The organism is Desulfosporosinus cupriresistens, from assembly GCF_001707885.1.
GTDB lineage: Bacteria > Bacillota > Desulfitobacteriia > Desulfitobacteriales > Desulfitobacteriaceae > Desulfosporosinus.
The window spans coordinates 15,216-38,969 of record NZ_MASS01000041.1; the positions used below are offsets into that span (position 1 = coordinate 15,216).

Below are 23,754 nucleotides of genomic sequence, written 5' to 3' on the forward strand. Positions count from 1 at the left end.
TAATCCGATGGATTTAAAAAATTTTTTATTTTTTTCTTGTTACTGGAAAGCATCTCTGGGTTCTCCAAGCCATTCGCCTACTATTTTCCAGAAACCTTTGTATTTTTTTGGATTTTTGTATTTTAAATAAAACGGATACCACATTATAATTAGGCTAAATAATAACAAATATGTTATCATTGCCGCAAATCCTATAAGCGAATTACCTGTAAATACTTGAAACCCAGACCTAACAGATTCAGACACAAATATATTTAAAACAAAAACTGTTCCGTACCTATTTCTAAATAAATCACCTATCAATTTCCACATCCCTTTGTACTTTTCCGATTTATAGTCACGCAAATAAAAAGGATATAATGCAATAAAGACAAATATAATTATGACTGGAATATATATTATTAACCATAGAGAGTAATCCATGCAAAAAACTCCTTTTGTTCTTAAGTACTGATTTCGTGCATTTGAAAAAGGTTGTCGGGTAAAGGACTGGCGCGGTATCGGATTCCGACCCGTTTCCAACCCCTCCCCATAAGAACTGCTCGTGAGGTTTTCCCTCAAGCAGCTCACCCAGTAAACTTCATCATAAGGGTTATGAGACCTATTGAGTGGTAGACACTTTCATCGAAATGCCTCAACGCTTCTGACTCCGTTTTCTTCTCGTCAGCAGGGTTCGAATTTTCATCTCTGTATAGTCACGCACTTCACTGAAGGCGCGACTATAATTCCCGACCCGAAAGTAGTTCACCCATCCGGCTAGCGTGGCATTAACTTGTTTCACTATGTCCTTTGCCGTTGTTGCTCCTCCATGTTTAAGCTTACTTCTTGGTTCACTTTTGAGCATTCTCTTCAGATGCTCTATATCCCTAAAGTGACTTAATAAAGACAACGCTAAATAATCGGTTATATTATCAGTAATCTTAGTTTTTTCACTAATATCAATAATCGAAATTTATATGAATGTTCTGTCCTTTAGTTTCACTCAACCACTTATTAATAATTGTATTCGCCCCCAACACCATTGTGTACCTACATAAATATTAGTTAATATTTTCAAATTCCAGAAGAGGCTGCTACATATAAATTTCCGCATTTCCTAACCAAATGTAAATATTCAACAAATATACCTAATTTCCTGCAAGGATTAACAATCTGTTAGTTGTTTCTGAATGAGACTGGTTCTATGCCAAAGTAGTGAAGCAACTTTTCCTCCCATGCACAGTCAGTAAACAATGTCCCTCAGCTTTCATACTTTATTATGACAATATTTGTAAACACGGGGGACCCAAAATGCCACATTTTCATAATTTAACTCGGGTGAATGGATTAAATTTGAGTAACCTTAACAATGCAAGGCAAAATAACTACGCATGGTCCATGAGTGACCTAGGAGATTTTATCTATGTTGGTACCGGCAGAAATATACTGATAAATATAATTAAATCCATTGAGCCGATGACTAAACTTCCTGTTCTAATTGAGCCAGACCCGATAGACAATCGGGCTGAAATTTGGAGATTCAAAAAGGATGGGTATCAGCCATGGCAAATAGTTTATAAAGCACCTAAGGACTCTGGCATTACAGGTTTCAGATTTATGATTAAGCATGAACCTTTTGGAGGAAGCCCTTGCCTTTTTGCAGCGACTTTCGGGAGCAAAGTGCAAATATTAAAAACCACTAACGGTGTAAATTGGTTTATCTTGCCTGACAACGTTTTGCAGGGAACCTCATCAAGAGCAATGGTAATACAGAAAGGCAAAGTATATGTTTCTACCATAGATGAATTAAGCCAAACTCCAACTCCTCTGCTATATAGTAGTAAGGATCCAGAATTTTACTCATGGGAAAGTCTTATAGACGTAACCGCAACTGGCTTTGACCCTGCTAAAAACCCAACAGGTGCTATAAGTAATATGGCTGTATTTAACAACAAGATATACGTTGGCATAGGTGATTCAGGTGGGGCTCAAGTTTGGAGAACTAATGGACCAGAACCAAAACTGAATGACTGGACACTTATTGTTGATAAAGGTTTTGGAGATCCTGCAAATAAGTACACTCTAAGCTTTGGTGTATTTAAAAACCATCTTTATGTAAGCGGTACAAAGGAATTGCCGTTAGCTTGGTTTATGCCAATGGGCTGCGACATCATAAGAATAAGTAAGAATGACGAATGGATATTAATCGTAGGCGGGAACTCATTTTTACCCCTGACTGCATCATCAGGAGGTGTACAAAAAGGCGTATCCGGCCTTGGTTCTGGATTTAATAATCCATTTAATGTGTATGCTTGGCAGATACAGGAATATCATGACCAACTGCTTATCAGTACTTTTGATGATTCCATCAATATGGAAGTGATTCTTAATACTCTTCTGGCAAACAAACTTGCATTAGAGCAACTAATAGGTAAAACCGTAACAAACTTATTAATAGAAATATATGAGAGTGTTGTAGGAATATTAAGAGCTATTAAATATCCAATAGGATTTGATTTGTATATCTCTGAGGACGGCGTTCATTTCAGTTCAATTTTCCTGAATGGGCTTAACAATCCGAATAATTATGGCGGAAGAATACTCTATGTAGACGGCCATGAAAAGCTATACCTTGGAACGGCTAACCCATTCCAGGGTTGTGAAGTCTGGAGAACACGCGAAATTGACGATGATGATAGAAGATCGTGCGGTAAGGACCATTACAAAAGCCTTGGGTTAATTAGGGAAATTATATGTGACAAGTACGATATTATCAGTCAAAATGTGCCTGCAATCCTTAAATTTCTACCAAAAGAGCATTATCACAGATTTTTTTAAATTATTTTCAAAAAGAGTAACGTCAAAAGCCACATTGTGTGGCTTTTATTCACCTTAGCATCCTAGATTAAACCTCATCAAAACTATCAAGCAGCGCATCCTATGCTTCTAGAAATACCTTATCTTGACTTAAAATAATTAAAAGCTCTTACCGTAATCGAATCCGGTTACCCTCTATATTGCCTTTCGATTTGGCCCTTTTTGCGTAGTTTCTTAACATTGAATACAAAACATTCCCCACAATCATAGTTAATAATCATTTGGCTACGACATTTCTTGAGTATCCTGCTTTTTCCTTTATAGAAGAAAGCCCCGCCAAATACATTGCATATTCTAGAGGGCGTTCATAAGCTACAATGGTATAGTTTTATCTCTAAGTTTCTCTATACTTACTTTAAGTGGTTTGCCATTAACCTCAAGCAGCGAGATATTACCATTAAGGTCAACACACAGGTCAAATCCTAATTCTGCAAAAAGGCCAAATTGCTCCTCAATCATTTGTGTAATTTTAAGAGCTAAATCCAAAAGTGAAGAGGCAATTTCCCGCTCACTTTCAGTTAGATCTTTCATAGCCTCATCATAAGTTGTTACGTTTCAAATCATTATCTTTCCTCCATTCCAATAATCTTGCAAAACAATTCACATTTCTTCCCAAATCATCATACGATAAATTATGTTTCAACATCTTATACAACCAACCGATTTTCAAATTGACAAAAAGGGAGCAGTTATATGACAAAGAAAGAGAAATTAAACCTTCTGGAAGAACTGCTGGACATCGGAAAGGATACTCTCAGTGAGGACACAGAGCTGAAAGATCTCAGCGAATGGGATTCCTTGGCCGGTATAACCGTCATCGCAATGTTTGACAGCGACTTCGGCAAAATTATCACGTCCGATGACTTAGAGGGTTTTATAACCGTAAATGACATCTTGGATAAAATGGATTGAGGTGGCTTTTTTGGCAGTAGGGATATTAAATAATGTGGAAATTAAGGGCATTGCAGGTGCAGTACCCGACAATGTGAAAAAAAGCGAGGAATACAATAACGTATTTGGCGAAGAAAGTGTCCAGAAGTTTATTAATATGACCGGCGTAAAAAAAAGACATGTTGCTTTGAATGAGCAATGCGCCTCTGATTTATGTTATGCACCGGCAAAAAGACTGCTTGAAAAATTGGGCTGGGAGCCTTCATCCATTGATGGATTGATACTAATTACACAAACACCGGATTATGCAACACCGGCAACAGCCTGTGTTCTTCAGCATAGGCTGGGACTTTCCGAAGACTGTATCGCTTTTGACGTCAATCTCGGATGCTCAGCCTATGTTTACGGAATATGGCTTGCCGCGACAATGATTAATACACAAGGCATAAATAGGGTACTTCTGCTTGTTGGAGACACCAGCAACTTTGGAATAAATCAAAACGACAGTGCAACTGCCATGATATTCGGTGATGGAGGTTCAGCAACAGCTTTGGAAAGAACCGAAGGGAAAAGCCTGAAGTACTTCTTGAAAACCAAGGGCAGTGGTTTCAAGCATATTATGGTCCCTGCAGGACATGCCAGGAGCAGGAGTAAAACAAATCTGGAAGGCTCGGAATATGCATTGGCCATGAAAGGTTCAGAAATTTTTACTTTCAGCATCACTGATATCCCACGGACCCTTAAAAGCTTCATGTCCCAATACAACATTGACAAGGACGAGGTGGATATGTACATATTCCACCAGGCTAACCTTTTCATTTTGAAGCATCTGTCAAAGAAACTGGGTATACCCATGGGAAAAGTAGCTGTGTCAATCGATAGGTACGGAAATACAAGCGGAGAATCAATACCACTGACACTGGTGGACGCTTTGGGAAATGAGGAGTCAAAAGAGCCTATTAAACTCTTGCTGTGCGGCTTCGGCGTAGGATTATCCTGGGGCGGGATTTATCTCGAAATGGACAGATCCGTCTGCCTGCCAATGATATACACCAACGACTACTTTACCGGAGGCTGAGTCAATAATGAATCCAATGGATTTAAAAGGCAAAAACATTATGGTAACCGGTGCCTCTTCCGGTATCGGAAAAAGCATCGCTTTATTCCTGAGTAAAATGGGTGCCAATGTCATTTTGGTGGCAAGGAATGAAGAAAGGCTCAAGGCAGTCCTCATGGAACTGGAGCCCGGCAATCACTCCTACTTTTTGTTCGATCTGAGCGATCCTGCTGGAATCGGGAACATGATAGACAATGTAAGCAGCGGAGGTTTAAAGCTTAGCGGCCTTGTACATTCAGCCGGCATAGGAAAGGCTGTGCCTTTGCAGTACTTGAAACTGGAAGATTTGCGCAATATCATGTCTGTTAACTTTTATTCCTTTATCGAGCTTGCAAAACAATTTTCTAGGCGGAAGAACAATGATAACGGGGGAAGCATAGTAGCCATATCGTCTATTTCAAGCAAGGTTGGGGCAAGAGGCTTGACTGCCTATTGCGCAAGCAAGGGGGCTTTGGACAGCGCCATTAAGTCAATGGCACTGGAGCTTGCTCCAAAGGGGATAAGAATAAACTCCATTGCACCAGGCATGATTAAGACCCAGATATATGACGGACTTAAAAAAATTGCCAATAACAATAATTTCGAAGAAGACCAGAAGAAAAGGCAGATAATGGGTATCGGAGAACCGGAAGATGTCGCCTATGCAGCCGCATTTTTATTAAGTGATGCATCAAGATTCATAACAGGGACATCAATGATAGTTGATGGGGGATATCTGGCTCATTAAGCCTGAAGCTGCCGAACAGAAATGTTTGAAGGGGCCGTTGCACAACAAACTTTGAAGTTCGATTGCAACGACCCTTTTTTTCTTTGGCATTTAAGAAAAAAGAGTGTACCTCGCTACTTCAAATGTAGTTTACGATACTCCCTTCTCATGGTCACTATTCACCTCAAATCCGGCGCTGTATGAAATTCGTGTATACCTCGCCGCGCCGGTAAAATGCAGCAATCAAAATCCTCGTGAACATGTTCTGTGAACCTTACTACTGCTTTTCGATCAGGAACAGGGTTTGGCCGTACTCTACCGCTTGCCCGCTTTCAACCAGAATTTCCACGATCTTGCCGGCAACCTCAGCTTCGATCTCGTTCATCACTTTCAATGTTTCCACAATGCATACTGGCTGGCCAACCCGGACAGTTGCGCCGATTTCCACATACGGTAGATCATCAGCTGCCTGGGCCCGGCGAAAGGTTCCGACTATTGGAGCGACTACCGGAATAAGCTCAGGGTCAGCAGCAGTAGACCCTTTTTCCGCAGGCTTTGCTTCCATGGTAACGACTGTTGCACAAGCACTGGCTTTCTTGATGTTGATCCGGAAACCTTCGATCGCGAGGGTAAGCTCGGTGATTTCAGTAGCGTCAAGCATTTTTATTAATTCCTGGATTTCCTTTAAGTTCATTTCCGAATCCTCCATCGTCCTATTGCTTGCAGCCTTCCAGGATTTCGTGTTTTATATTGTTCAGTAGCCTTTCCACATCATAGGAAAGAACCGTATTTTCATAAAAACCTGCAGCCAGTGTCATTATACCGTTATAGGTGTTGGCCATCAGCAGCAGTCCAGGCGCACTGACAACCGGAGGAATAATATAATAATCGGAAACGTTTACATCACCCATTTTTATTAATTGCTTTGATAGGATTCCAATGTTGGATAGTGTGGGTATACATCTGTCGCCATAGTAGACAGGACGTTTTGCTCTATTTTTACCAATCCTTGATGTAGCCTGGTAATAGGCGAGAGCTTCCTTAAAGCTGACCCTTTCTAGGCGTTCCAGGCCGATAGCGCTTTGTAAGCCGGGATAGCCCCTTTTTATTTCATTCATCATATAGACGACCCTGGACAGAGTCTCACCAAAAGACTCATTTTCCACCATGGAAAGCCAGGTACCCACCGAGCCGGAGAAATTGCGTAAGGCTTCTGTCTTACTATCAGACAAATATCGCCGTAAATCGACAGTGACACCTATCCCCATAGGTACGCCGTACATCGGTTGCCCCATTTTAAGCATGGCTCTGTAATATGCTGCAAGAATCAAGTCGTTATAAGTGGCTCCCCTGGATTTTGCATAGCTGCTTATGGCCTCCGCCTGGTCTGGCGAAATTCTGCAGACAACCATGCGGGTAGTGCTGGATGTGCCCTGCTTCCATGGAAATGCCCATGTTGGCAGCAGCATATCCGACCCTGGAATCCACAAAGAGTCCGGCTCCGTTATCCCAAGGCTTTTAAACAGTCTGTCCTGGTCTCCTCTTCCTCTTTTTGACGGTATTGGTACAAATGCCTCCTCGGAGCCGTCAAGCCTGGAATATATATCTGAAATCAGCTGGACATACTCCTTGAGTCCCGTTGCATCACAGCAGGCGTGGTTAGCTTTTATTCCCACGATATCACATTCATCCGACCGGATCAGCTTTACTTTTATCTTGGGATCATTATCCATATCCAAAGGGCTTTCCAAAAACAGTTGGACAGCTTCTTCCGCGTTGGTGGTCTCCTCCATAGAGCAGAACTCTATTTTATCAATATCCTCCAGCCGTTTCCAATATGGAGGGTCATGCTCAACAAACCGGCAGCCCAGAACCGGCTCAGCATCAACGGATAATCTTACTGCTCTTGACAGCTTGTCGAAGTCTATTCTGCCATCCAGCTTCATTATAACCTGGATCTGAAAATTTGCGATTCCATAACGGGCAATATAATTATAGATGTCATGTCCGTTTGCCGGCAGGACATCCGGACTGTCCGGTATCTTCCCTGTTCCGGGCTTGCTGATATCCAGGTACTTCTCAAAGGCCTTGCCCAGATCTTTATAATAGCTCACCATATAATGGGGCATATTCTCGTAGAATTTATAGTAATGGTCCAAATCGAATAAAGGGAGCATGGCTTCAAAAGGGTTTTCTCCTATTGCGAGTTTCTTCTTTTTTTCTCCATGAGATAAGTTTATTTCAGTATCTCCGAATTTGATTTTGATCTCCAAATTTTTCACTCTCTTTCGAAATATATAAAAGCTGATTAGCGCCTCAAAATATAGGATTTGAATAAGTTATGGCACTAGTTTTAGCTGTTCTAAACGCTTATTGATAATCCCCATTAGCCATTTTTCTTCTCCCGGTATCCTGGCCCTCAGCCTGGCAGCCGCCACCGGAAGCATCCATGCATCGAGATTTTCCAGGTTAGCCTTTGAAGCTCCTATATACTCAATCAGGTAAAGCCAGCATGTCATCCATTTAGAGAAAGCGGACACGGTACCCACAATATCGGGAATTCCGGGTGGTATTGCCGGCGTATTGATTAAGAGACATGTCCTGGCAACATCCCCTAACGGGTCTCCACTGTACGCACCGCTCCAATCTAAAGCAACAAGCTTATCATTGGAGACAATTATATTGCCCAGATGTAAATCTCCATGGCAAATGCTGTCCCCTTCTGGCAATTTATCTACAAAGTCAATAATTTTTTTCGCCTTGTCTCCCAGTATTCCTGAAGAAAGTATAATTGCCTGCGAGAATTTTTCCTTTTGAGATGGTAAGCCTTCATGGGAGAATTTATGAATTTTGTGTTGAAAGCCGGCCAATTGCTGTACAAAGCTGTAAAACCGCCAGGGCTCCTTTACAAGCATAGCCCACATTGATTTGCCGAATATCCTTTGAAGTATTATCCCTTTACAGCCGCCAATCTCTATCATATCGAAAACAGCAGGAGAAGGCACTTCAGCTTCATGTATCTTCCGTCCGATTGCAGCCTCCCGCATTATCCATTCCTCACCATAGCCTTCTTTGTAAAGCTTTAATACTTTATCCTGTCCCCATATATATACATCGGCTGTCATTCCTTTACCCAGCAACTCTCCCTTTTCCATAAATCTTCCTTTCAAAATGATATATTAGACTGTTTAACCACTCCTGGACTAACCGGTGCTGCAAGACTCGGAAAATTGCCTGAGCCGCTGGTAAATTTCGAGATCCTCCTTTTTAATATTAATTGGTTCAATCCTACGGTTTGTCCATACATGGACTGTCTTTCCCGCAGCAAGGAGCCTCCCTTTTTCCTTTTCCAGCACTTCATATTCAAACTTTAACTTCACACAGAACATATAGGATATTCTTGTAATGACTGTTACCTCGTCGCCATGCCTTGCAGGACTTTTAAACCTGCATTCCATTTGGATAAGCGGAAGGTAGAAGCCCCTGCCGCTAATTTCCGAATTTGAAGCTCCCGCCTTCCTCAAATAATCCTCCCTGCCTTTTTCGAACCAGAGCGGATAGATTGAATGGTGTACAATGCCCATCCCATCAACTTCTGTATATTTAACATGGAGACTTGTTTCTGTGGCCATTACATTAGTCGTCATGGCTTTTATCGGATTTACTCGTTTTCGTATACTTTTCCGCGCACTTTGTACATTCTTCAAGATAATTGGTATAGCTTGAATATGTCAGGCTGAATAATTCCTTTAAGAATTCCGGATTGGGCATTGAAAACATTGTTGCAAAACATTTCTCATATGGAGCCTTAATTGTGGCTTTACCGAATTTGATTTTCATACCTACCCCACTCCTTGTATAAAATTCACAATATACATACTTCTCCATGTCATGTACACATAAGGTACAGCAGACAGCAGAAACATATTTCGTAATACCATATTATGGTACTTTGTCCGCAGGTGTTACATTTAATCTCTTATGTTAACTATTCATTTTTGCTTTGGGGGTAGTAACGTACAAATTATTCTCAATTTCGATTATCATAATTACCAAACCGTGACATTTAGGTGAAGCATTTCATAAAATGATACAAGCAGGCAAATTACAAATCGCTTTTTACTATTATGTAAATATAACTACTGCAAAGTTAAAGAACCGTAGATAATTTTCTAAAAGGAGCAGTTGAAAGTGCAATCAATCTTTAAATTCCCCAAAATCAACAAGCTGGATTTTGATGCTGGATCGGATGTTATGCCCGCGTACGCTCATGATTTTGGCAATTACGCAGCCCGGTACGGAATTGGAAATTTTCAGATCCAGGTTATAATGAAGCTGGATGGCAGAATAGACTTCGACAAGCTGTCAAGAGCAGTAAGATTATCCGTTGATGCTGAGCCGGTTCTGGGCTGCCGGTTTGTTGAGCATGACCCTCCATATTGGAAACGGCTGGAGGATATTGATAAAATAGAGTTCTGCTCTATGGAGGAGACCACCAACGCGGAAGAAGCTGTCCAACTGTTTTTGGAAAGCCCTTTGGATATGGATAATGACCCTATGGTTAAAGTAAAACTCATACGTTCGCAGGAGTATGACACGGTAGGTATTAAGCTTAACCACACATGTAGTGATGGCGCCGGTACAAAGGAATACATCCATCTTCTGGCACATATTTATTCCAGTATTGACTGCGAAAATGGAGAGTATGTGCCAAAACCAAGCGTGCGCAGCAGGGAAGATCATGAACGGGTATTTAATACCCTTGGCATAGAAAACCCCAAACTTGACAATTCGGTAGTAGAAAGCCCCAGGACCGTCTGGCCTTTCCCATGGGAGTCGGGAGGATGTAAGAATGTCACTCCCTTTGTGATTTGCAGGCTCCCCGCAGGGCAGCTTGATATATTGTCTAGGTTTGCAAAAGAACGGGGAGCTACAATTAATGATTTAATACTTGCCGCCTTTTACAGGGCAATGTTTAAATTATCCCGGCCTCCATACGGAATTCCTATGGATATTGGCCTTACTGTGGATTTGCGCCGCTACCTCCCCGATAACAAAGCTCAGGCAATCCGGAATTTATCAGGAGGAATTATTTTAAGGATCCCAAGAACTCACGGTGAATCCTTTGAGGGAACATTATCTAGGGTAGTTTCCGTAATGAATCGTAAAAAGAGCGCAAACCCGGGTTATCAGAACGCTTCACTTGCAGAACGTGCAGAAATCTTCAATTTTTATCAGTTTCTGGCTTTTTCCAGATTCGTATCAAAGACCTCCGAAATCCTGTCGCAAAAAAGTATTTTTTGCTCTCCGGGATTGTCTAACGTAGGCCTTATTTCAAAGTCTTTAATAAAATTCGGCGAGCATGTAGTCACTGACGCTTATATTATTCCGCCGGCAATACGTGCCCCCGGACTTTTAATTGTTGCATCCAGCTATAACGGGATATTGACGCTTGCAATCGGATTTTACAAAGGTTCCATCAACAGGAAGTATCATGAGAAACTCCTGAACAAGATTAAAAGTGAACTAATGGAAGGCTGTAAACAGTAGTGCAGAGAGGGCCATATGCCCTCTCTGCAAAATATGATGACTATATCCTTCGCTTGTCGATGACCCTTTTCGCCTTGCCTTCACTTCGTTCTATGGTCTTAGGCTCTACCCATGTACTAACGATTTCTTTTCTGATTTTTACCTCAAGCTCTTCGATTTTCCTGACCTTATCCAAAAACATGTTCTGTGACATTTCTACCCATATCTCCAGAGTATCCAGATTATCAACCAATCTAGCTTCTCCCAAACCCAGTAACTGCCTATGATTTAATAATAATAACAAATGTATATTCGTTACTGAGAAATCGCGATTGTATTACCCAAAGTGCTAACCTTTATTTGATTTCCAATCGCTGCTAAGCCGAATCCAACAGCCTTAATCATATTTCCAGTTGTCACAATTTGGCTAGACTTTATAGTTGAATTTAAGGTACTTTTGTTTTTTCCTAATTCCACCAACCTAACGATTGCAACATGTGCAAAGATTATACTTGCAATTAAAAAAAGCCAGCTTGCTGTTGCAATCGTATATGCGGAATTATCCGAGGATTTAATTATATATAATTTGCTTAGTATTGAATCCTCAGCTTGATAGGCGGAAACTATTTCCAATATTGTACCAATAAGAAAGATAATATCACCTGTTCTCTCTTCATATACCAACCTTATATCTAGTTGGGTATCGGTTCTGCTATTTCTAAACAAATGATCACTTCCTCTTTAGTACATCATATGCAATTAATAAAGACCTGTCCTAATATTCTCGTATTAATTACAAAGACCTCCCTCCCCTCTACCCTAAATACGGATACCACCGCAACAATCATCTGAACTTTAACCCTATCAACCAGCCTTCAAAGCAAATCCCCGGTCAGCGGCAATATCTCTTGCCCAAGCATGGTAATAACGCACTCCTTGGTAGCAGTAACCTGGCAGATGAAGAACTTCGCAAGGTAGTGAATATCCTTCATCCTCATACACGTTGTTTCATCCCCGCACCGCGTAATTTTAGGGCTACTTTAATCATTACTTCGGCGCCTGTCCTTAAGGACAACTGCATGCTATGGTCGCCGTAGGGTTTTCCCGTTCGGGTAAGCAGCGGGATGATAGGGTGGGTTTATCCCTTGACACTTTCCCTACCGCTCGCTAAAGGCGGAATTCCATCATGTCTGCGTAACAATGTTGGCTGTTACTTACAGGCGCACTCATCTTGCAATGGGACTTCAAGTCACCATCAAACTGGCAAAGGGAGAGGGGCTGCCAAACTCACAACTCCCTATGCTGCAAATGATGAAGCCATCTCCTTGATTAAACTCACAAGAGATGGCTTTTCTGCTTCTATCGACGATATTCCTGCTTTTTATAACATTGTAATTGCCGCCTTCTGCGGTGATTCGCTGACCGCCAAGTGGCGTGCATCACCACAATCAAAGTATAAAAAGTTGTCATGAATCAAATCTCAGTGATTTACCACCAAAAACCACCCCAGACTGGACGCCAAAATGGACGAAAACCAAAGCCCAACATTTTGCCCTATTTTCGCCTATTTTGATAATATTACAAACCCTACAACCCGCATGAATACTGGGTTTTTAAAATGTGAGTGTTTTCAAACTCACCACCGTCTCCACGTGCGTTGATGTTACTTCAATGTAAGTTTAATAAAGCTACTAACGTGACTCCGTTCTCCGCATGGGCTTGTTAGAAAACACAGTAATGCGTACGATATGTTCATAACTCTTTGCATTGGCACCACACTTTAGCGGCTTAGAACACATGTTGAATTATTATGTTAATTGTCCTCACTGACATATTAACTAGCGGGTTCTAAAAATGGATTGGCCATTGCATAACTCCTCTCCGAATTATGTGCTTACATTAAACAACATTCCGACCTTCGGCTTATATGAAGGATAGAGCCCATCTGAATGATTATGATAAAAGAAGGGGAGTGCAATAGGGGGCATTTGTACGGAAAGGTACAGATGCTTTTCATTGTTTATCAGCAATTCCGGCAACGATGTAATATAAACTAATATTGATATAAACAACCATTTATGTTATAATTCAGAAAATTCATAAAGTATAGGTAGTGATCGATTGGAAGCATATCAAGATATTCTGCAATTCTTAAAAGCTTTAGCCGACGAAAATAGGCTGCATATTGTTGAAGTTCTAACCAAAGAGTGTAAAAGCGTCAATGATATTGCGGAGGCAGCTGGGCTTTCCCAACCCTTAACTTCCCATCATCTGAAAGTATTAAAAACCGCCGGAATCGCTCGCGTCGAATACCGCGCAAGTTATAATTTCTACTGAATAGCCGATGAAGTGATCTGGAAGATCATTGAAAACTGCCAAGAGTTTATTCGGAAAAATAACGACTTAAAATTATTAAATCTATGACGTAATGAAATTAACCACTTGGGAGGAACCTTTCTGTGATCGAATTGCATAATATCTCCACAAACTGCTGAGGGTCTGACTCAAATGCTGGTCAGCATTTAGCAGGTAACACTGAACACTGCAAGATTTGTGGAAGTCCATTAGAATACTTTGATAACGGCCGTAAGCTCACCTGTGCGATTTGTAACAAAGAGGAAATGGCTAACATTTGTTGTCCCAACGGTCATTATATCTGTGATGAATGCCATGGCCAAGGTGTTTTTGCATTGGTCAAGGAATATGTGCTGGCTAGTGAGTCCCAGGACCCCCTGGAAATCGCCAAAGCCTTAATGAATTTTAAAGATCAAGTGCCTATGTTAGGCTGTGAAAATGCCTGGATCGCAGCAGGGGCTCTTATGGCTGCGCTTAAAAATGAAGGTACGCTGAAGATAACCGATGCCCAAGTTCTTGAGGTCCTAAACCGAACACATCGTCAAGCCATCGGCGGATATTGTGGCTTAACCGGGGTTTGCGGGATTGCGCCGGGAATTGGGGCCTGCTTCAGCGTCATTTTAGGGGCTGCTTGTCCTAAAGATCGGGAAACCGCCACGACCATGACGGTTGTCGCCAAGATTATCAACGTGATCGCCCAAGAAACTGGACCATGTTGTTGCAAAAACTATGTTCGGCACGCTTTGACTGAAGCTGTCGCTTTAGTTAAAGAAATACTGAACATTTCTTTAACCAAGTCTTCGGCTCCAATCGTGTGCACTGACGTAGAAAGACATCCTCACGGTTGCAGACGAGAAAAATGTAGTTATTATTACAATGCAGCTAAAGGAGAATTGAAGTAGGACTATAATTTAGCGCTCTTAGCTACAGGTGTAGGAAGTTTACCTCATCTAGAGACAAAAGAAGCCTTGGAGTTGATCCGCCATACTTTTGGAGATATTCCGCACTGGCCGCAGTTGCCGAATCAAGGAACAAATGAAGATATGCTGAATCAATACATTTCCCCGCTGGTAAAATTGGGTTTAGTAACAGCGATGAACGGGCAAAAACCCTTCTTTGACACAGCCCGTCCTGATTGGTTCGAACGACTAACCGATTTTTACAGTAGTTATTTAGAGATCATCGAAAGTAGCGGTAATTTAAGCCTGTTTTCCTTTCCCGAAGACACTGCCCAAGGTTTTTATACTTTCCTGGAAAACATCACTGAAGGAATTTTTGCCGAGGCTAAGTTTATCAAGGGCCAGATTACCGGGCCGCTAACTTTAGGGTTGCAGATCACTGACCAGAACAAGAAATCAGCGTACTATAGCCAAGAACTACGGGAGATTGTCGTTAAGTCTCTCGCCTTACAAGCTCGTTGGCAGACCACTGAACTTAGTCGCTTAGGGAAACCAGTCCTGATTTTCATTGATGAACCGGGGCTCTATGCCTATGGACAATCGACATTTATTACCTTGAACAAAAATGAAATAACCGGCGAATTTAACGAGATCATTGATGCGATTCATTCGGCTGGCGGTATAGCGGGAATTCATGTATGTGCCAGCACGGACTGGTCAATTATTCTAGACTCCCAAGCCGATATTCTCAACTTCGATGCTTTTGGTTATTTCACCAGCTTGACTCTATATATTGATGAATTGAAAACTTTCCTGAAAAGAGGGGGGATCTTGGCTTGGGGTTTAGTGCCCACCAGTGAAAAAGTATTGGATTTAAAGGTTGAAGATTTAATGACTATTTTTGAACAATCAATTGATTCACTTGTCCAAAAAGGTGTACCCAAGGAACGTTTGCTTCAACAAGCTTTGATCACCCCAAGTTGTGGGGTAGGGAGTTGTTCAGTTGAGCTTGCTGCAAAGGTATACGGTCTAACTCTGGATGTCTCCCTAAGACTCCGGGAAAAATACGGTTTCCTGTTGTAGTTTTTTGCGCGGTTTGGCACACCGTGTGATTGGTCGGGCACAGTTTTATACATCGTATGATTAAAACGATGATCATCCCCCAAATTAATCTAGGGCTGTGATAAGGAGTTAACGGTAGTGGGATGACAGGCAGAGAAAATATGAAAGGAGCGAGTATATTATGGAGGATTTGTCTAAATTGAGTGAAGAGGCTTTAAGGCGACGTTTACAGAAGTTTTCCACTGAACTCGAAGAATTAGAAGAGGAACAAGGCTATGTCTTAAGACAAAGCGGACTACATCTTCCAGGCCATGTCGTAAAAAAGTTTGAAGCTGATGTGAGTGCACTAAAGGAAGCACTTACAGCGTTAAAAGGCGAGTTGAAGCGACGTAATTTAAATCCGTTTTGATCTTAATATATTATTATAATTTAAGGAGGAACAGGAGGGGAGTAAAAATTCTATTTTTGTCAAAGTAAAGAATGATAAATATGAGTGAGGAGGAATCTTAATGAACAACAGTTTAAATAAATTTGAATACCTGATAACAAAGGCGGTAGAACTGGGAGTTGACGGAGCAAAGATTATCGATTCTAGCACTGTTGCCGTGGGAGAATGGGTACGATGGAAATGTCAATACGGTTGTCCTTTCTACGATAAAGGGTCTTTACCCCCCCTCTTGCGCCAAGTGCTGAAGAAACAAAAAAGGTTCTTAAGGAATACGACAAGGCTTTACTGCTAAATGGCTCCAGCGGTCCCCTTCTTTCCCAATTAGCTATTAAAATCGAACACGAGGCAAATGCATTAGGATTTTATAAAGCATTTGCGCTGTTAGCGCTTCCTTTCGGTGACAGCCCGACCTGACAATCCGGTAATAAAGTGGCTCAGGTTGAGCCACAAACTTCGCAAGAAAAAAACAAAGTTGCTAGACCTTTGATGGAAGCATGTGGAATAGATGTATTCTTTTTTCCTCCTTTTATTATTTTGGATTTTGTATGTTAAGGGCACTACCCTAACATATATCTTGAAAAACACTTCACTTCATAAGTGATACTAAAGGATATGGTATTAACAAACCCTGTATGTACTAAAAATACTTCTTAAAGGTAATAAATTGTAATAACTTGCGGATGAAACGCTTAAACATTAACTTATGATGGAAGGTTTACTGAACACCTACATGCAATCATTCCACCTGCCCCTAAATTTTGTTATTCAAGCAACACAAGTGCGAAGTAATTCCATTTACCATACGTTTCTTTTTTTGTATCAATTTGAAAACCATTGTCTCTGGCAGTTTTATGTCTCGAAAACTAATCAATCGGTCTATTGTGTGCCTTGTCTTGGTTTTTTCATTTTTATTGATTCTAGTTACGGGTTGTGGGTCTACAACACCAGCTACTACGCCTGCTCAAGCTCCAGTCTCAACCCCAACTCCTACGGTGGACAAAGCCTCAGTCTTAAAACAAGCAGCGGTTGATTACTTCACGAATATTCCAGATAGCTACAATATGATTGACGCTCCCGGTCTTCAAGCTAGGTTAGCGGAGCAAGGAAAAATCTCCTTGGTTGACATTCGACAAGCGAACGATTTCATGGTAGGACATATTCCGGGAGCAATAAATATCCCATTCCAAGACCTTGGTAAGAAATTTGATACTCTTCCTAAGGATAAACAAATCGTAATCTATTGTTATACAGGTCAAAGCGCGAGCATGGCTGCAGCTCTCCTCAAAATTAATGGATTTGACGTTCTCTCGTTAAGTAACGGTTACCCTGAGTGGGAGAAAAATAAATTCCCTGTTGCCAAGGGGCTTTAATTCTTGATAAGCGCACAGAATGAATATCACCCTTAATCGGAATTTAATGAGGAGGAGAGATCGCAATGGCTAAATGCGAAAAATGTGGAGTTGAGGTTCCAGAAGAAGAACTCACCGAAATTGAAGGTTTAAAAGTATGTGAGGACTGTGAGATAAAGGGTGTCAAGCCTCCTGAACGGAAGACCGATTTGAGTAAGTGGAATTGAGGTTCCAAAAGAAGAACTATCCGAAATTCAAGGTTTAAGGTATGCGAGGATTGTGAGATTAAGGGTGTCAAGGGACCTGAATTGAAGATCAATTTAGGCAAGTTTGACTAAAACCCCGAAATGTAGATTAGAGCCTTATGGAGCCAGCACCAGCGAAACTGACACCATCATTAAAGTAACTGAGGTCGCCCCTAAATAATACTCAAGTTGGTGTAATTTGCATAATCTCATCTAAATATCCAGAACAGGGTCATTAACGTTGGTTAAATGGCCCTGTTTTTTTGATACTGTTTGCCAGATAACATTCCATTCCCTTTATCAAGCTACGCATTATATACAATATATACCAATTTCCGTTTATTCTAAATACCTTCTCCTACAATAATAGTACATTCTACCGTCTGAATACAGTCTAAACACCAAAATTTCTAAACCTTAACCAGCATTTTTGCAACCATATCCTTATCTTAACGCATCCCTAACCACCACTCCTGTCTTAAACACAACACTACCTCTATCATGGGCTGTACTTAACCTTCTCTATCAGCTTTCAGAATAATTCCCCATCAAACTTATCAAATATCGAGCCCTGCTCTACCAGATACTCCTCGATTGAAAACAAAATGCGTTGGCGACATTTCAACCAACGCATTAAATATTTTATCATCAAACTCTTCAAGTAGTGAGTCCCTGTTGTTTATCGTCTCTAGGATTTCAGCAAACCTTTGTTTCAAGCCGTCCTTCAACTCATTTACCTTATCATGCTCCAACCTCTTCTTTCGAACTTCCTCCAATTCTCTAGATATACTTTTGTACTCCTCATTATAAACCTCAGCATCGACGTTATTATTCACCTGGAACCGGATAAGACTCTTAAGGTTATTTTTCAATTCTTCAATTCGATTATCCAGAGCTTCTGTTTCTCCAATGTCTGGCCTTTGCAAAATAATTATTTCAATATTCGCTGTCATTGTCTTTATGAATGCATCCCTATTTTCATAGATTCTGTTGAACATTCGCACAAAAGCATCTGTTAAAATATTCTCATCGACTGCCTTAGCACCACAGGCCTCTTTACCGTCCACTATATATGTCTTACACTGCCATACAACTTTCTTTGATGTATTGGTACTGTTCCACTGTCGTCTTTTAAAGATATTCCCGCAGTTGCCACAAAACACTTTAGCGCTAAACGGGTATTTGCTGCAATATTTATGCCTATCACCTACCAAATTCCCCTTGAGCAATGCTCTCCGTTCCCTCTCATCTTGAACCTTGTCAAATATTTCTTTGGATATGATCGGCTGGTGGTTATCATTGACTGTATACTTCTGGGCCTGACCTTTATTCTCCTTGCGCTTATGATTGAGGAAATCAACAGTGATCGTTTTTTGTAATAGTACGTCTCCATAATACTTCTCATTTTCCAACATTCCGCTTATAGTTGAATCCCACCATCTTTCACCTCCAGTAACGGTTTTTATTCCATCTCTCAAAAATTCGGAGTAAAACTTGCTGACTTGATTAAAGCTAACCCACAAATATCTGATCCAAATGTGATTTACCCGAGTGATGTTTTATGCATACCGGGGCAGCTACCGAGTCAGTTAACTTTACCATGTTCGGTACTACTTACACCAAAGGCACAAATACCAACTGGTATCATTGCAAATGCAATTGCGTATATCGGCCCAACTGGTAATCATACTATAAGTATTATCTCTAACATGCCTGCTCCTTCAGCTTTTGGCAATTACTCCAGCTACGCTGCCTATGTAGACTATGCTCTATCTAAGCCGCTATATTCAACAACTGAACCCACCCCCTCTTGGGCAAGCACTATAGACTTAGGAACTTTAAAAATCACTCCAAGCGTTAAAGTAAGAATTAGTGCTAATCAGGATCCTGTAGCGACCCCGCCCCCTGGTGACCTTATATTATTCGAAGGAGTTTTTATTTGCTAAACGTTATTAGGATCCTAAGAAAGGAGGATAAGTTCTTTCGTACCGATGAAAAGATAATGATTTAAATCATATACTCCTACAGCACCAGCAATTATCCGAGATGAAACGGAGAACTACTGGTGCTGTAGGAGTATATGGACACCCTGCCCCTTCGTGCAGGCAGTTTAATCTTTACTTAAACTATATCACGTTTAAGTTTTATAACTGCATTATCTTTCTCGGGATACTTACAATGAAGTAACACCAACGTGCCTTGAGGTACAAAAAAGATGACGCATCAATCTGGTATACCCTTGGTGGAAGGGAATTTTTCTCAAATACAGATCACTTCCCACGTCTAGCGGGAAGTGATCTGTATTTATTGGCTATGTAAGGCTCTTATCGCCAAGTGACTTTCAATGGGTTTCTATCTACCAAACGTCGATATGCATATTTCGGATAACCCACCATCAGCCTGGCCGTAACCTGCATATTTACCGGCAAATTCAGAATATCAAGCAATGGTTTATATCCAGAACCAGCACAAATATTAAAAAATCCAGAAATGCAAGTTCCAAGACCAATAGAGGGTGCGAATAGCTCCGCATAAGCCAACGTAAAGAGTGTATTGTCCCGACATGTTGGCAAAGTTCTTTTTTCAACAATGGGGATCACCAGACAAGGCGCATCGCGCAAGACAACGTCCACACCATTCTGGCGGTAGTTTGCGACGTGAGCGGAGAATGAGGTTTCATAAGGTGATCCAGCATACAGCGGCGTTTTTAACGCTGTTTCCAGCCAGTCAAAGAATGCGGCTGTTATCCCACGCAGTATGTCCCTATCATCAATGACATGGTAGGATACTCCTTGCGAATTACCGCTTGTTTGCGCAAACCTAGCAATATCTAGTAGTTGCATAATCTTTTCCCTTGGAACAGGCTTATCTTGAAATTCCCTAATTGAACGCCTACTGCGAAGAAACAAAGCTGCAGTGTCTTGGTCTAGAACTGGTGCTGCTTCCAAAAGTATTTGATTTGCTAAAGGTGTTTTTATATTATCAAGTGCACCCATGGGACAAATTGCCACGCAATGACCACAGGCAATGCAGTGTTGGCTAACGGCCATTGGCCCCTGTTCATTCATGCCAATAGCACCTGTAGAGCAAACTTTGGAACATATTCCACATTTAGTACATTTTTTAAGGTCAACCTGAATCAAATCCATACTATATTTCCTCCTGTGAAATTGGCTAGGGAATCATTAAGCATTTTTTCTATTCTATTCGTTTTATGCCTAGTAAAGAGAAACCGTTCTATCTATAAGCTGAGTTACCGGACATAGTCGCTGCAATAAGAAGTATAATAAATATTGAAATGATAATTTTAGGTTCACGATACTCAATAAAGAATAATCCAAATACCAGCCAAGCCACTGCTGCAAGAAAGCTGAGTGTAATTGCAGGCCATTGCTCCAGAACTTCGAAAGCATACCGAGCAACAAAAAGTGCAAACAATCCAAATATAATCTGTCCCAATCCGTAAGCGGTATTAAGCCCCCAATAGAGAGTTGTTTCGGCGCCAGGTAAGCGGACTTTGCGTAAATATTGCAAAACAACATCAACGAATAGATGCATTATTCCACCAAAGGTCAGCCAGCCATATGCTGCGTAAATAAGAATTTTGTGCATACAATCTCTCCTTAATTATTCATCAAACCACCTGCTATGTTTTTTTATTAGATTCTACTGCCATACTTATATAGTTAGAGTTGAAATCGCCCAGCAAGTTTAAGCATTTTACTCAAACCCGGTAGAATTTCAAATTTATCTCTCTTTATACTGCCAATCGCAACAGTAACCACTTTTGGAACATCCATTGTTGGCATACGATTATTCTTTTCAACATTTGGATTGTCACGATTAAAAAGAGGTGCTGAAGTTTTTGGAGGTGCAAGTTCAAATACTTTAACGCTTGTATTTTTAAGCTGAAGACGAAGCGTCTTTGTATATGCGTGAAGACCGGCTTTTGACGCACCGTATATAGGCGTCTTCGGGAACGTGATAAATGCAAGACCGGAAGAAACATTAACAATGGCAGCTTCAGGCTGTTTCTTTAAATGTGGCAAAAACTGCTGCACCATACGAATTGGGCCACTCAAATTAATGTCGATTTCACTGCAAATTTTATCGTATTCAGTATCGTTAAAGTCAACCGCACGCATAATTCCTGCGTTGTTTATTAGTATATTTAACTTTGGAAAATCTGCTGTTACTTTTGAATACAGCTCACATATTGCTTGTGAATCACTCACATCACTTTGATATATATGAACAGATGGCAATTCTTTTTTTGTCAATTCCAGCTTAGAAATGTCTCGTCCTGTTATAATAACTGTGTTTCCTAGCGATATGAGCTGTTTAGCCATTTCAAGACCAATTCCTGATGAACCTCCGGTAATTAAAATAGTATCTGATTTTAATTTCATATAATAACTCCTCCATCATTTTGTACAGGCGTTACACTTGTAACGCATCCAAGAACAGTGTATACTAGTAAAAACAAGAAATCAATAGATTGTGACTTGCTTGTTACAAATAGGGGGAATCTGTCATGTCTGAACCATATTCTGAAACGCAGAAACGAATTACCAAAGAATCTGTTTTTACCGCACTTATGAAATTATTGGATAAGCGGAATTTTAGCGAAATAACCATAACAGAAATTACGAAAGTAGCTGGCGTATCACGTGCTGCTTTTTACAGAAATTATGCAACTAAAGAGGATATTATAATTTTCCGCCTTAGAGATTTATTCCAAGTGCTTTTGATAAAATTACAGGCACTAGAAAACAGAAACAAATTAAATAGAACTAGATTGTGCTTTTCATTTTTTAAAGAGCATAGTGGCTTCATTGAAATGCTAATAAAAGCAGAATTGACTCATATCTTTTATGAACAGTTTTGCATACATGTGACTGATTTCTTTAAAAATCAAACGGACAAGTTTTCAAAATCTACACTTTTTGAAAAGTATTTACCACAGTACATAGCATCTGGACTTTTTAGAGTTCTACTGGAGTGGGTCAAAAATGGAACTGTTGAGAGCGTTGATGAAATATCCGAATTTATGTTCGAAGTAACTGCCAGCTGATTCATTCAATGTTGTTTTTGTACTACCACTTGCTTATTTCACCAGTGGATATGTTTCCGAGCAACAAAAAAAGGCGAGGCTAATTTTCAAACCAACCTTGCCCTTCATCACGGGTTTCCCCTCTGGAAAAAAATTATATGTCGTTTCCCTGCCTTCAACCTACTACAGCATATTTTTAATCTCTCTTTATCCAAGACATATCCCCGAATTGCAAAATTTCGTAGCACTCCAGTTGCCCATTGTCTGAATTGTGTTGCCCTTAATGAATTAACGCGGTAGCCAACGGATATAATAGCATCAAGGTTATAAAAATTTGTGTTGTAGCTTTTTCCATCAGAAGCAGTTATTCGATTTTTTCGAATAACTGCTTCTTCATTTATTTCTCCGCTTTTAAATATTTCTTTTAGATGATAATTGATCGTATTCACTTCCACGCCAAAAAGCTCAGCAATCAATTTCTGTGTAAGCCAAACCGTTTCATCCTGAACACAAACCTCTATCGTATTTTCATTTGCTTGTGAAGTAAATATTAAAAATTCGGCTATGCTATTTCTAATCTGTAAAACCTCAAGTTTCTTCTTTGAACTCATTATACTCACCGCCCCCAAAAATCCTCTAATGAACTATTAACTATAGACATGTCTCCACGAAACATTCCGACAATAGTTTCATTTTCTTAGTTCATTTTCTTCTCTCTTAACCTACAACACTTAGATGAACTCCCGGAAAAGCAATACCATATCCCATCAGTGATTCCACTTTAGATACAGAAATATTATTTGCCATTACAAGACCTGCATTCTTTAACATTCTTTTGACCATATCATATCTTTCCAGGTCTAAGACATTGAGAATATCCTTAAATTTTACAGGTATCAAATTGACAAGCTTGCCAGTTAAATCACCTTTTTTTAAAGAACTCAAGTTTTTAAGACCGAGGTTCTGTCGGATTTTATCAAGCTCATTTTTGGAAAGATTGTTAAGTGCATCGGAGAGTTTAACTGGAATATGGATTTTCTTCCACAGTTGTTGTTCCCTCTTGTCTTGTAACTGCCGGCTATGCTCTTTCGCCTTGGATAAGGCTTCTAGTAAAGCCTTCTGAGTTTTCTGGTCTATTTTATTATCCACGACACATCACTCTTTCTCTTCCTGGAAAAATTATTTGGTTATTCCTGGGCATATACTCTTGCTCACTTCTTCGACAAAAGCACACAATTTTCCAC

30 protein-coding genes and 2 pseudogenes are annotated in these 23,754 nt (G+C 40.4%); 15 read left to right on the forward strand and 17 right to left on the reverse strand.

All coding sequences use genetic code 11. The features are described from left to right. Positions 1-39: 39 nt before the first annotated feature. Positions 40-423 (reverse strand): hypothetical protein, encoded by a 384-nt coding sequence (locus DSBG_RS15075; protein ID WP_068965124.1) that lies wholly within the window; start codon positions 421-423, stop codon positions 40-42. A 211-nt stretch (positions 424-634) separates the two neighbouring features. Then, positions 635-889 carry a group II intron maturase-specific domain-containing protein gene (locus DSBG_RS15080; RefSeq protein ID WP_207647236.1) on the reverse strand — a complete coding sequence of 85 codons (255 nt, stop codon included), beginning with the start codon at positions 887-889 and terminating at the stop codon, positions 635-637. Positions 890-1,377: 488 nt separating this feature from the next. Here DSBG_RS15080 and DSBG_RS15085 point away from each other — a divergent pair, with 488 nt between their 5' ends. Then, a complete protein-coding gene (locus DSBG_RS15085; protein WP_141694335.1) occupies positions 1,378-2,817 on the forward strand; it encodes a hypothetical protein in 1,440 nt (479 codons plus the stop codon). Between the two features lie 351 nt (positions 2,818-3,168). On the opposite strand, the gene DSBG_RS15090 is transcribed toward DSBG_RS15085, so the two are convergent. Next, positions 3,169-3,387 (reverse strand): YheC/YheD family protein, encoded by a 219-nt coding sequence (locus DSBG_RS15090; protein WP_068965127.1) that lies wholly within the window; start codon positions 3,385-3,387, stop codon positions 3,169-3,171. Positions 3,388-3,549: 162 nt separating this feature from the next. On the opposite strand from DSBG_RS15090, the gene DSBG_RS15095 reads away from it, so the two are divergent. Genes DSBG_RS15095 through DSBG_RS15105 form a run of 3 tightly spaced genes read left to right on the forward strand, consistent with a single transcriptional unit; the run spans position 3,550 to position 5,591 of the window. Continuing rightward, the gene (locus DSBG_RS15095; protein ID WP_068965128.1) at positions 3,550-3,768 is read left to right on the forward strand and encodes a phosphopantetheine-binding protein; all 219 of its coding nucleotides are present in this window, start codon (positions 3,550-3,552) and stop codon (positions 3,766-3,768) included. A gap of 10 nt (positions 3,769-3,778) precedes the next feature. Further along, positions 3,779-4,825 (forward strand): 3-oxoacyl-ACP synthase III family protein, encoded by a 1,047-nt coding sequence (locus tag DSBG_RS15100; protein WP_068965151.1) that lies wholly within the window; start codon positions 3,779-3,781, stop codon positions 4,823-4,825. 7 nt (positions 4,826-4,832) lie between these two features. Further along, positions 4,833-5,591, forward strand: a complete 759-nt coding sequence (locus DSBG_RS15105) for an SDR family NAD(P)-dependent oxidoreductase (RefSeq protein ID WP_068965129.1) — start codon at positions 4,833-4,835, stop codon at positions 5,589-5,591. A 256-nt stretch (positions 5,592-5,847) separates the two neighbouring features. Here DSBG_RS15105 and accB read toward each other — a convergent pair whose 3' ends face one another. From accB to DSBG_RS15130, 5 genes are all read right to left on the reverse strand, one after another. Continuing rightward, positions 5,848-6,279 (reverse strand): acetyl-CoA carboxylase biotin carboxyl carrier protein, encoded by a 432-nt coding sequence (gene accB, locus DSBG_RS15110; protein ID WP_083236901.1) that lies wholly within the window; start codon positions 6,277-6,279, stop codon positions 5,848-5,850. A 4-nt stretch (positions 6,280-6,283) separates the two neighbouring features. Beyond that, positions 6,284-7,843: a condensation domain-containing protein gene (locus DSBG_RS15115; RefSeq protein ID WP_068965131.1), complete on the reverse strand. Its 1,560-nt coding sequence runs from the start codon at positions 7,841-7,843 to the stop codon at positions 6,284-6,286. A 66-nt stretch (positions 7,844-7,909) separates the two neighbouring features. Beyond that, positions 7,910-8,725, reverse strand: a complete 816-nt coding sequence (locus DSBG_RS15120) for a phosphotransferase family protein (protein WP_068965132.1) — start codon at positions 8,723-8,725, stop codon at positions 7,910-7,912. 48 nt (positions 8,726-8,773) lie between these two features. Then, on the reverse strand, positions 8,774-9,217 hold the full coding sequence (locus DSBG_RS15125; RefSeq protein ID WP_242877659.1) for an acyl-CoA thioesterase: 444 nt from the start codon (positions 9,215-9,217) through the stop codon (positions 8,774-8,776). Continuing rightward, positions 9,207-9,410 carry a hypothetical protein gene (locus tag DSBG_RS15130; protein ID WP_068965133.1) on the reverse strand — a complete coding sequence of 68 codons (204 nt, stop codon included), beginning with the start codon at positions 9,408-9,410 and terminating at the stop codon, positions 9,207-9,209. The genes DSBG_RS15125 and DSBG_RS15130 overlap by 11 nt, the downstream gene beginning before the upstream one ends. Positions 9,411-9,761: 351 nt before the next feature. Between DSBG_RS15130 and DSBG_RS15135 the strand changes: the two genes are divergently transcribed. Further along, positions 9,762-11,120, forward strand: coding sequence for a condensation domain-containing protein (locus DSBG_RS15135; protein WP_242877661.1), 1,359 nt, complete (start codon positions 9,762-9,764; stop codon positions 11,118-11,120). Positions 11,121-11,160: 40 nt separating this feature from the next. Here the strand turns inward: DSBG_RS15135 and DSBG_RS22575 are convergent, their stop codons facing one another. The 3 genes from DSBG_RS22575 to DSBG_RS23195 form a co-directional block, all read right to left on the reverse strand. Next, a complete protein-coding gene (locus DSBG_RS22575) occupies positions 11,161-11,352 on the reverse strand; it encodes an acyl-CoA synthetase family protein (protein ID WP_068965135.1) in 192 nt (63 codons plus the stop codon). 62 nt (positions 11,353-11,414) lie between these two features. Then, entirely contained in the window at positions 11,415-11,825 is a 411-nt protein-coding gene (locus DSBG_RS15145) for a hypothetical protein (protein WP_068965136.1), read from the reverse strand. Between the two features lie 138 nt (positions 11,826-11,963). Continuing rightward, a complete protein-coding gene (locus tag DSBG_RS23195; protein WP_176716290.1) occupies positions 11,964-12,101 on the reverse strand; it encodes a hypothetical protein in 138 nt (45 codons plus the stop codon). A 143-nt stretch (positions 12,102-12,244) separates the two neighbouring features. On the opposite strand from DSBG_RS23195, the gene DSBG_RS15150 reads away from it, so the two are divergent. The 8 genes and pseudogenes from DSBG_RS15150 to DSBG_RS23200 all read left to right on the forward strand — a co-directional run bounded on the left by DSBG_RS15150 (position 12,245) and on the right by DSBG_RS23200 (position 17,439). After that, positions 12,245-12,571: a hypothetical protein gene (locus DSBG_RS15150; RefSeq protein WP_068965137.1), complete on the forward strand. Its 327-nt coding sequence runs from the start codon at positions 12,245-12,247 to the stop codon at positions 12,569-12,571. A gap of 649 nt (positions 12,572-13,220) precedes the next feature. Next, positions 13,221-13,436: an ArsR/SmtB family transcription factor gene (locus DSBG_RS15155; RefSeq protein ID WP_068965138.1), complete on the forward strand. Its 216-nt coding sequence runs from the start codon at positions 13,221-13,223 to the stop codon at positions 13,434-13,436. Positions 13,437-13,603: 167 nt separating this feature from the next. After that, positions 13,604-14,356, forward strand: a pseudogene (locus DSBG_RS15160) (DUF5714 domain-containing protein); the annotation flags it as partial. A gap of 72 nt (positions 14,357-14,428) precedes the next feature. Continuing rightward, positions 14,429-15,436, forward strand: coding sequence for a uroporphyrinogen decarboxylase/cobalamine-independent methonine synthase family protein (locus DSBG_RS15165; RefSeq protein ID WP_083236905.1), 1,008 nt, complete (start codon positions 14,429-14,431; stop codon positions 15,434-15,436). Between the two features lie 160 nt (positions 15,437-15,596). Next, a complete protein-coding gene (locus DSBG_RS15170; RefSeq protein ID WP_068965141.1) occupies positions 15,597-15,824 on the forward strand; it encodes a hypothetical protein in 228 nt (75 codons plus the stop codon). Positions 15,825-15,933: 109 nt separating this feature from the next. Further along, positions 15,934-16,376 (forward strand): annotated as a pseudogene (locus DSBG_RS24350) (DUF2284 domain-containing protein); the annotation flags it as partial. A gap of 338 nt (positions 16,377-16,714) precedes the next feature. Then, positions 16,715-17,233, forward strand: coding sequence for a rhodanese-like domain-containing protein (locus DSBG_RS15180; protein ID WP_068965143.1), 519 nt, complete (start codon positions 16,715-16,717; stop codon positions 17,231-17,233). Between the two features lie 65 nt (positions 17,234-17,298). Further along, positions 17,299-17,439, forward strand: a complete 141-nt coding sequence (locus DSBG_RS23200; RefSeq protein WP_176716291.1) for a hypothetical protein — start codon at positions 17,299-17,301, stop codon at positions 17,437-17,439. 575 nt (positions 17,440-18,014) lie between these two features. Here the strand turns inward: DSBG_RS23200 and DSBG_RS15185 are convergent. Further along, the gene (locus DSBG_RS15185) at positions 18,015-18,935 is read right to left on the reverse strand and encodes a recombinase family protein (protein ID WP_176716292.1); all 921 of its coding nucleotides are present in this window, start codon (positions 18,933-18,935) and stop codon (positions 18,015-18,017) included. A gap of 24 nt (positions 18,936-18,959) precedes the next feature. Here DSBG_RS15185 and DSBG_RS15190 point away from each other — a divergent pair, with 24 nt between their 5' ends. Continuing rightward, on the forward strand, positions 18,960-19,403 hold the full coding sequence (locus DSBG_RS15190) for a YoqH family protein (RefSeq protein ID WP_068965145.1): 444 nt from the start codon (positions 18,960-18,962) through the stop codon (positions 19,401-19,403). Positions 19,404-19,781: 378 nt separating this feature from the next. Here the strand turns inward: DSBG_RS15190 and DSBG_RS15195 are convergent, their stop codons facing one another. The 3 genes from DSBG_RS15195 to DSBG_RS15205 all read right to left on the reverse strand — a co-directional run bounded on the left by DSBG_RS15195 (position 19,782) and on the right by DSBG_RS15205 (position 21,866). Continuing rightward, positions 19,782-20,606, reverse strand: coding sequence for a nitroreductase family protein (locus tag DSBG_RS15195; RefSeq protein WP_068965146.1), 825 nt, complete (start codon positions 20,604-20,606; stop codon positions 19,782-19,784). An 88-nt stretch (positions 20,607-20,694) separates the two neighbouring features. Continuing rightward, positions 20,695-21,069 carry a hypothetical protein gene (locus DSBG_RS15200; RefSeq protein WP_068965147.1) on the reverse strand — a complete coding sequence of 125 codons (375 nt, stop codon included), beginning with the start codon at positions 21,067-21,069 and terminating at the stop codon, positions 20,695-20,697. Between the two features lie 74 nt (positions 21,070-21,143). Further along, positions 21,144-21,866, reverse strand: coding sequence for an SDR family oxidoreductase (locus DSBG_RS15205; protein ID WP_068965148.1), 723 nt, complete (start codon positions 21,864-21,866; stop codon positions 21,144-21,146). A gap of 125 nt (positions 21,867-21,991) precedes the next feature. Between DSBG_RS15205 and DSBG_RS15210 the strand changes: the two genes are divergently transcribed. After that, on the forward strand, positions 21,992-22,531 hold the full coding sequence (locus tag DSBG_RS15210; protein WP_068965149.1) for a TetR/AcrR family transcriptional regulator: 540 nt from the start codon (positions 21,992-21,994) through the stop codon (positions 22,529-22,531). A 107-nt stretch (positions 22,532-22,638) separates the two neighbouring features. On the opposite strand, the gene DSBG_RS15215 is transcribed toward DSBG_RS15210, so the two are convergent. Then, the gene (locus DSBG_RS15215; protein WP_083236908.1) at positions 22,639-23,121 is read right to left on the reverse strand and encodes a virulence RhuM family protein; all 483 of its coding nucleotides are present in this window, start codon (positions 23,119-23,121) and stop codon (positions 22,639-22,641) included. 106 nt (positions 23,122-23,227) lie between these two features. Next, positions 23,228-23,659, reverse strand: coding sequence for a hypothetical protein (locus DSBG_RS15220; protein ID WP_068965150.1), 432 nt, complete (start codon positions 23,657-23,659; stop codon positions 23,228-23,230). Positions 23,660-23,754: the final 95 nt, after the last annotated feature.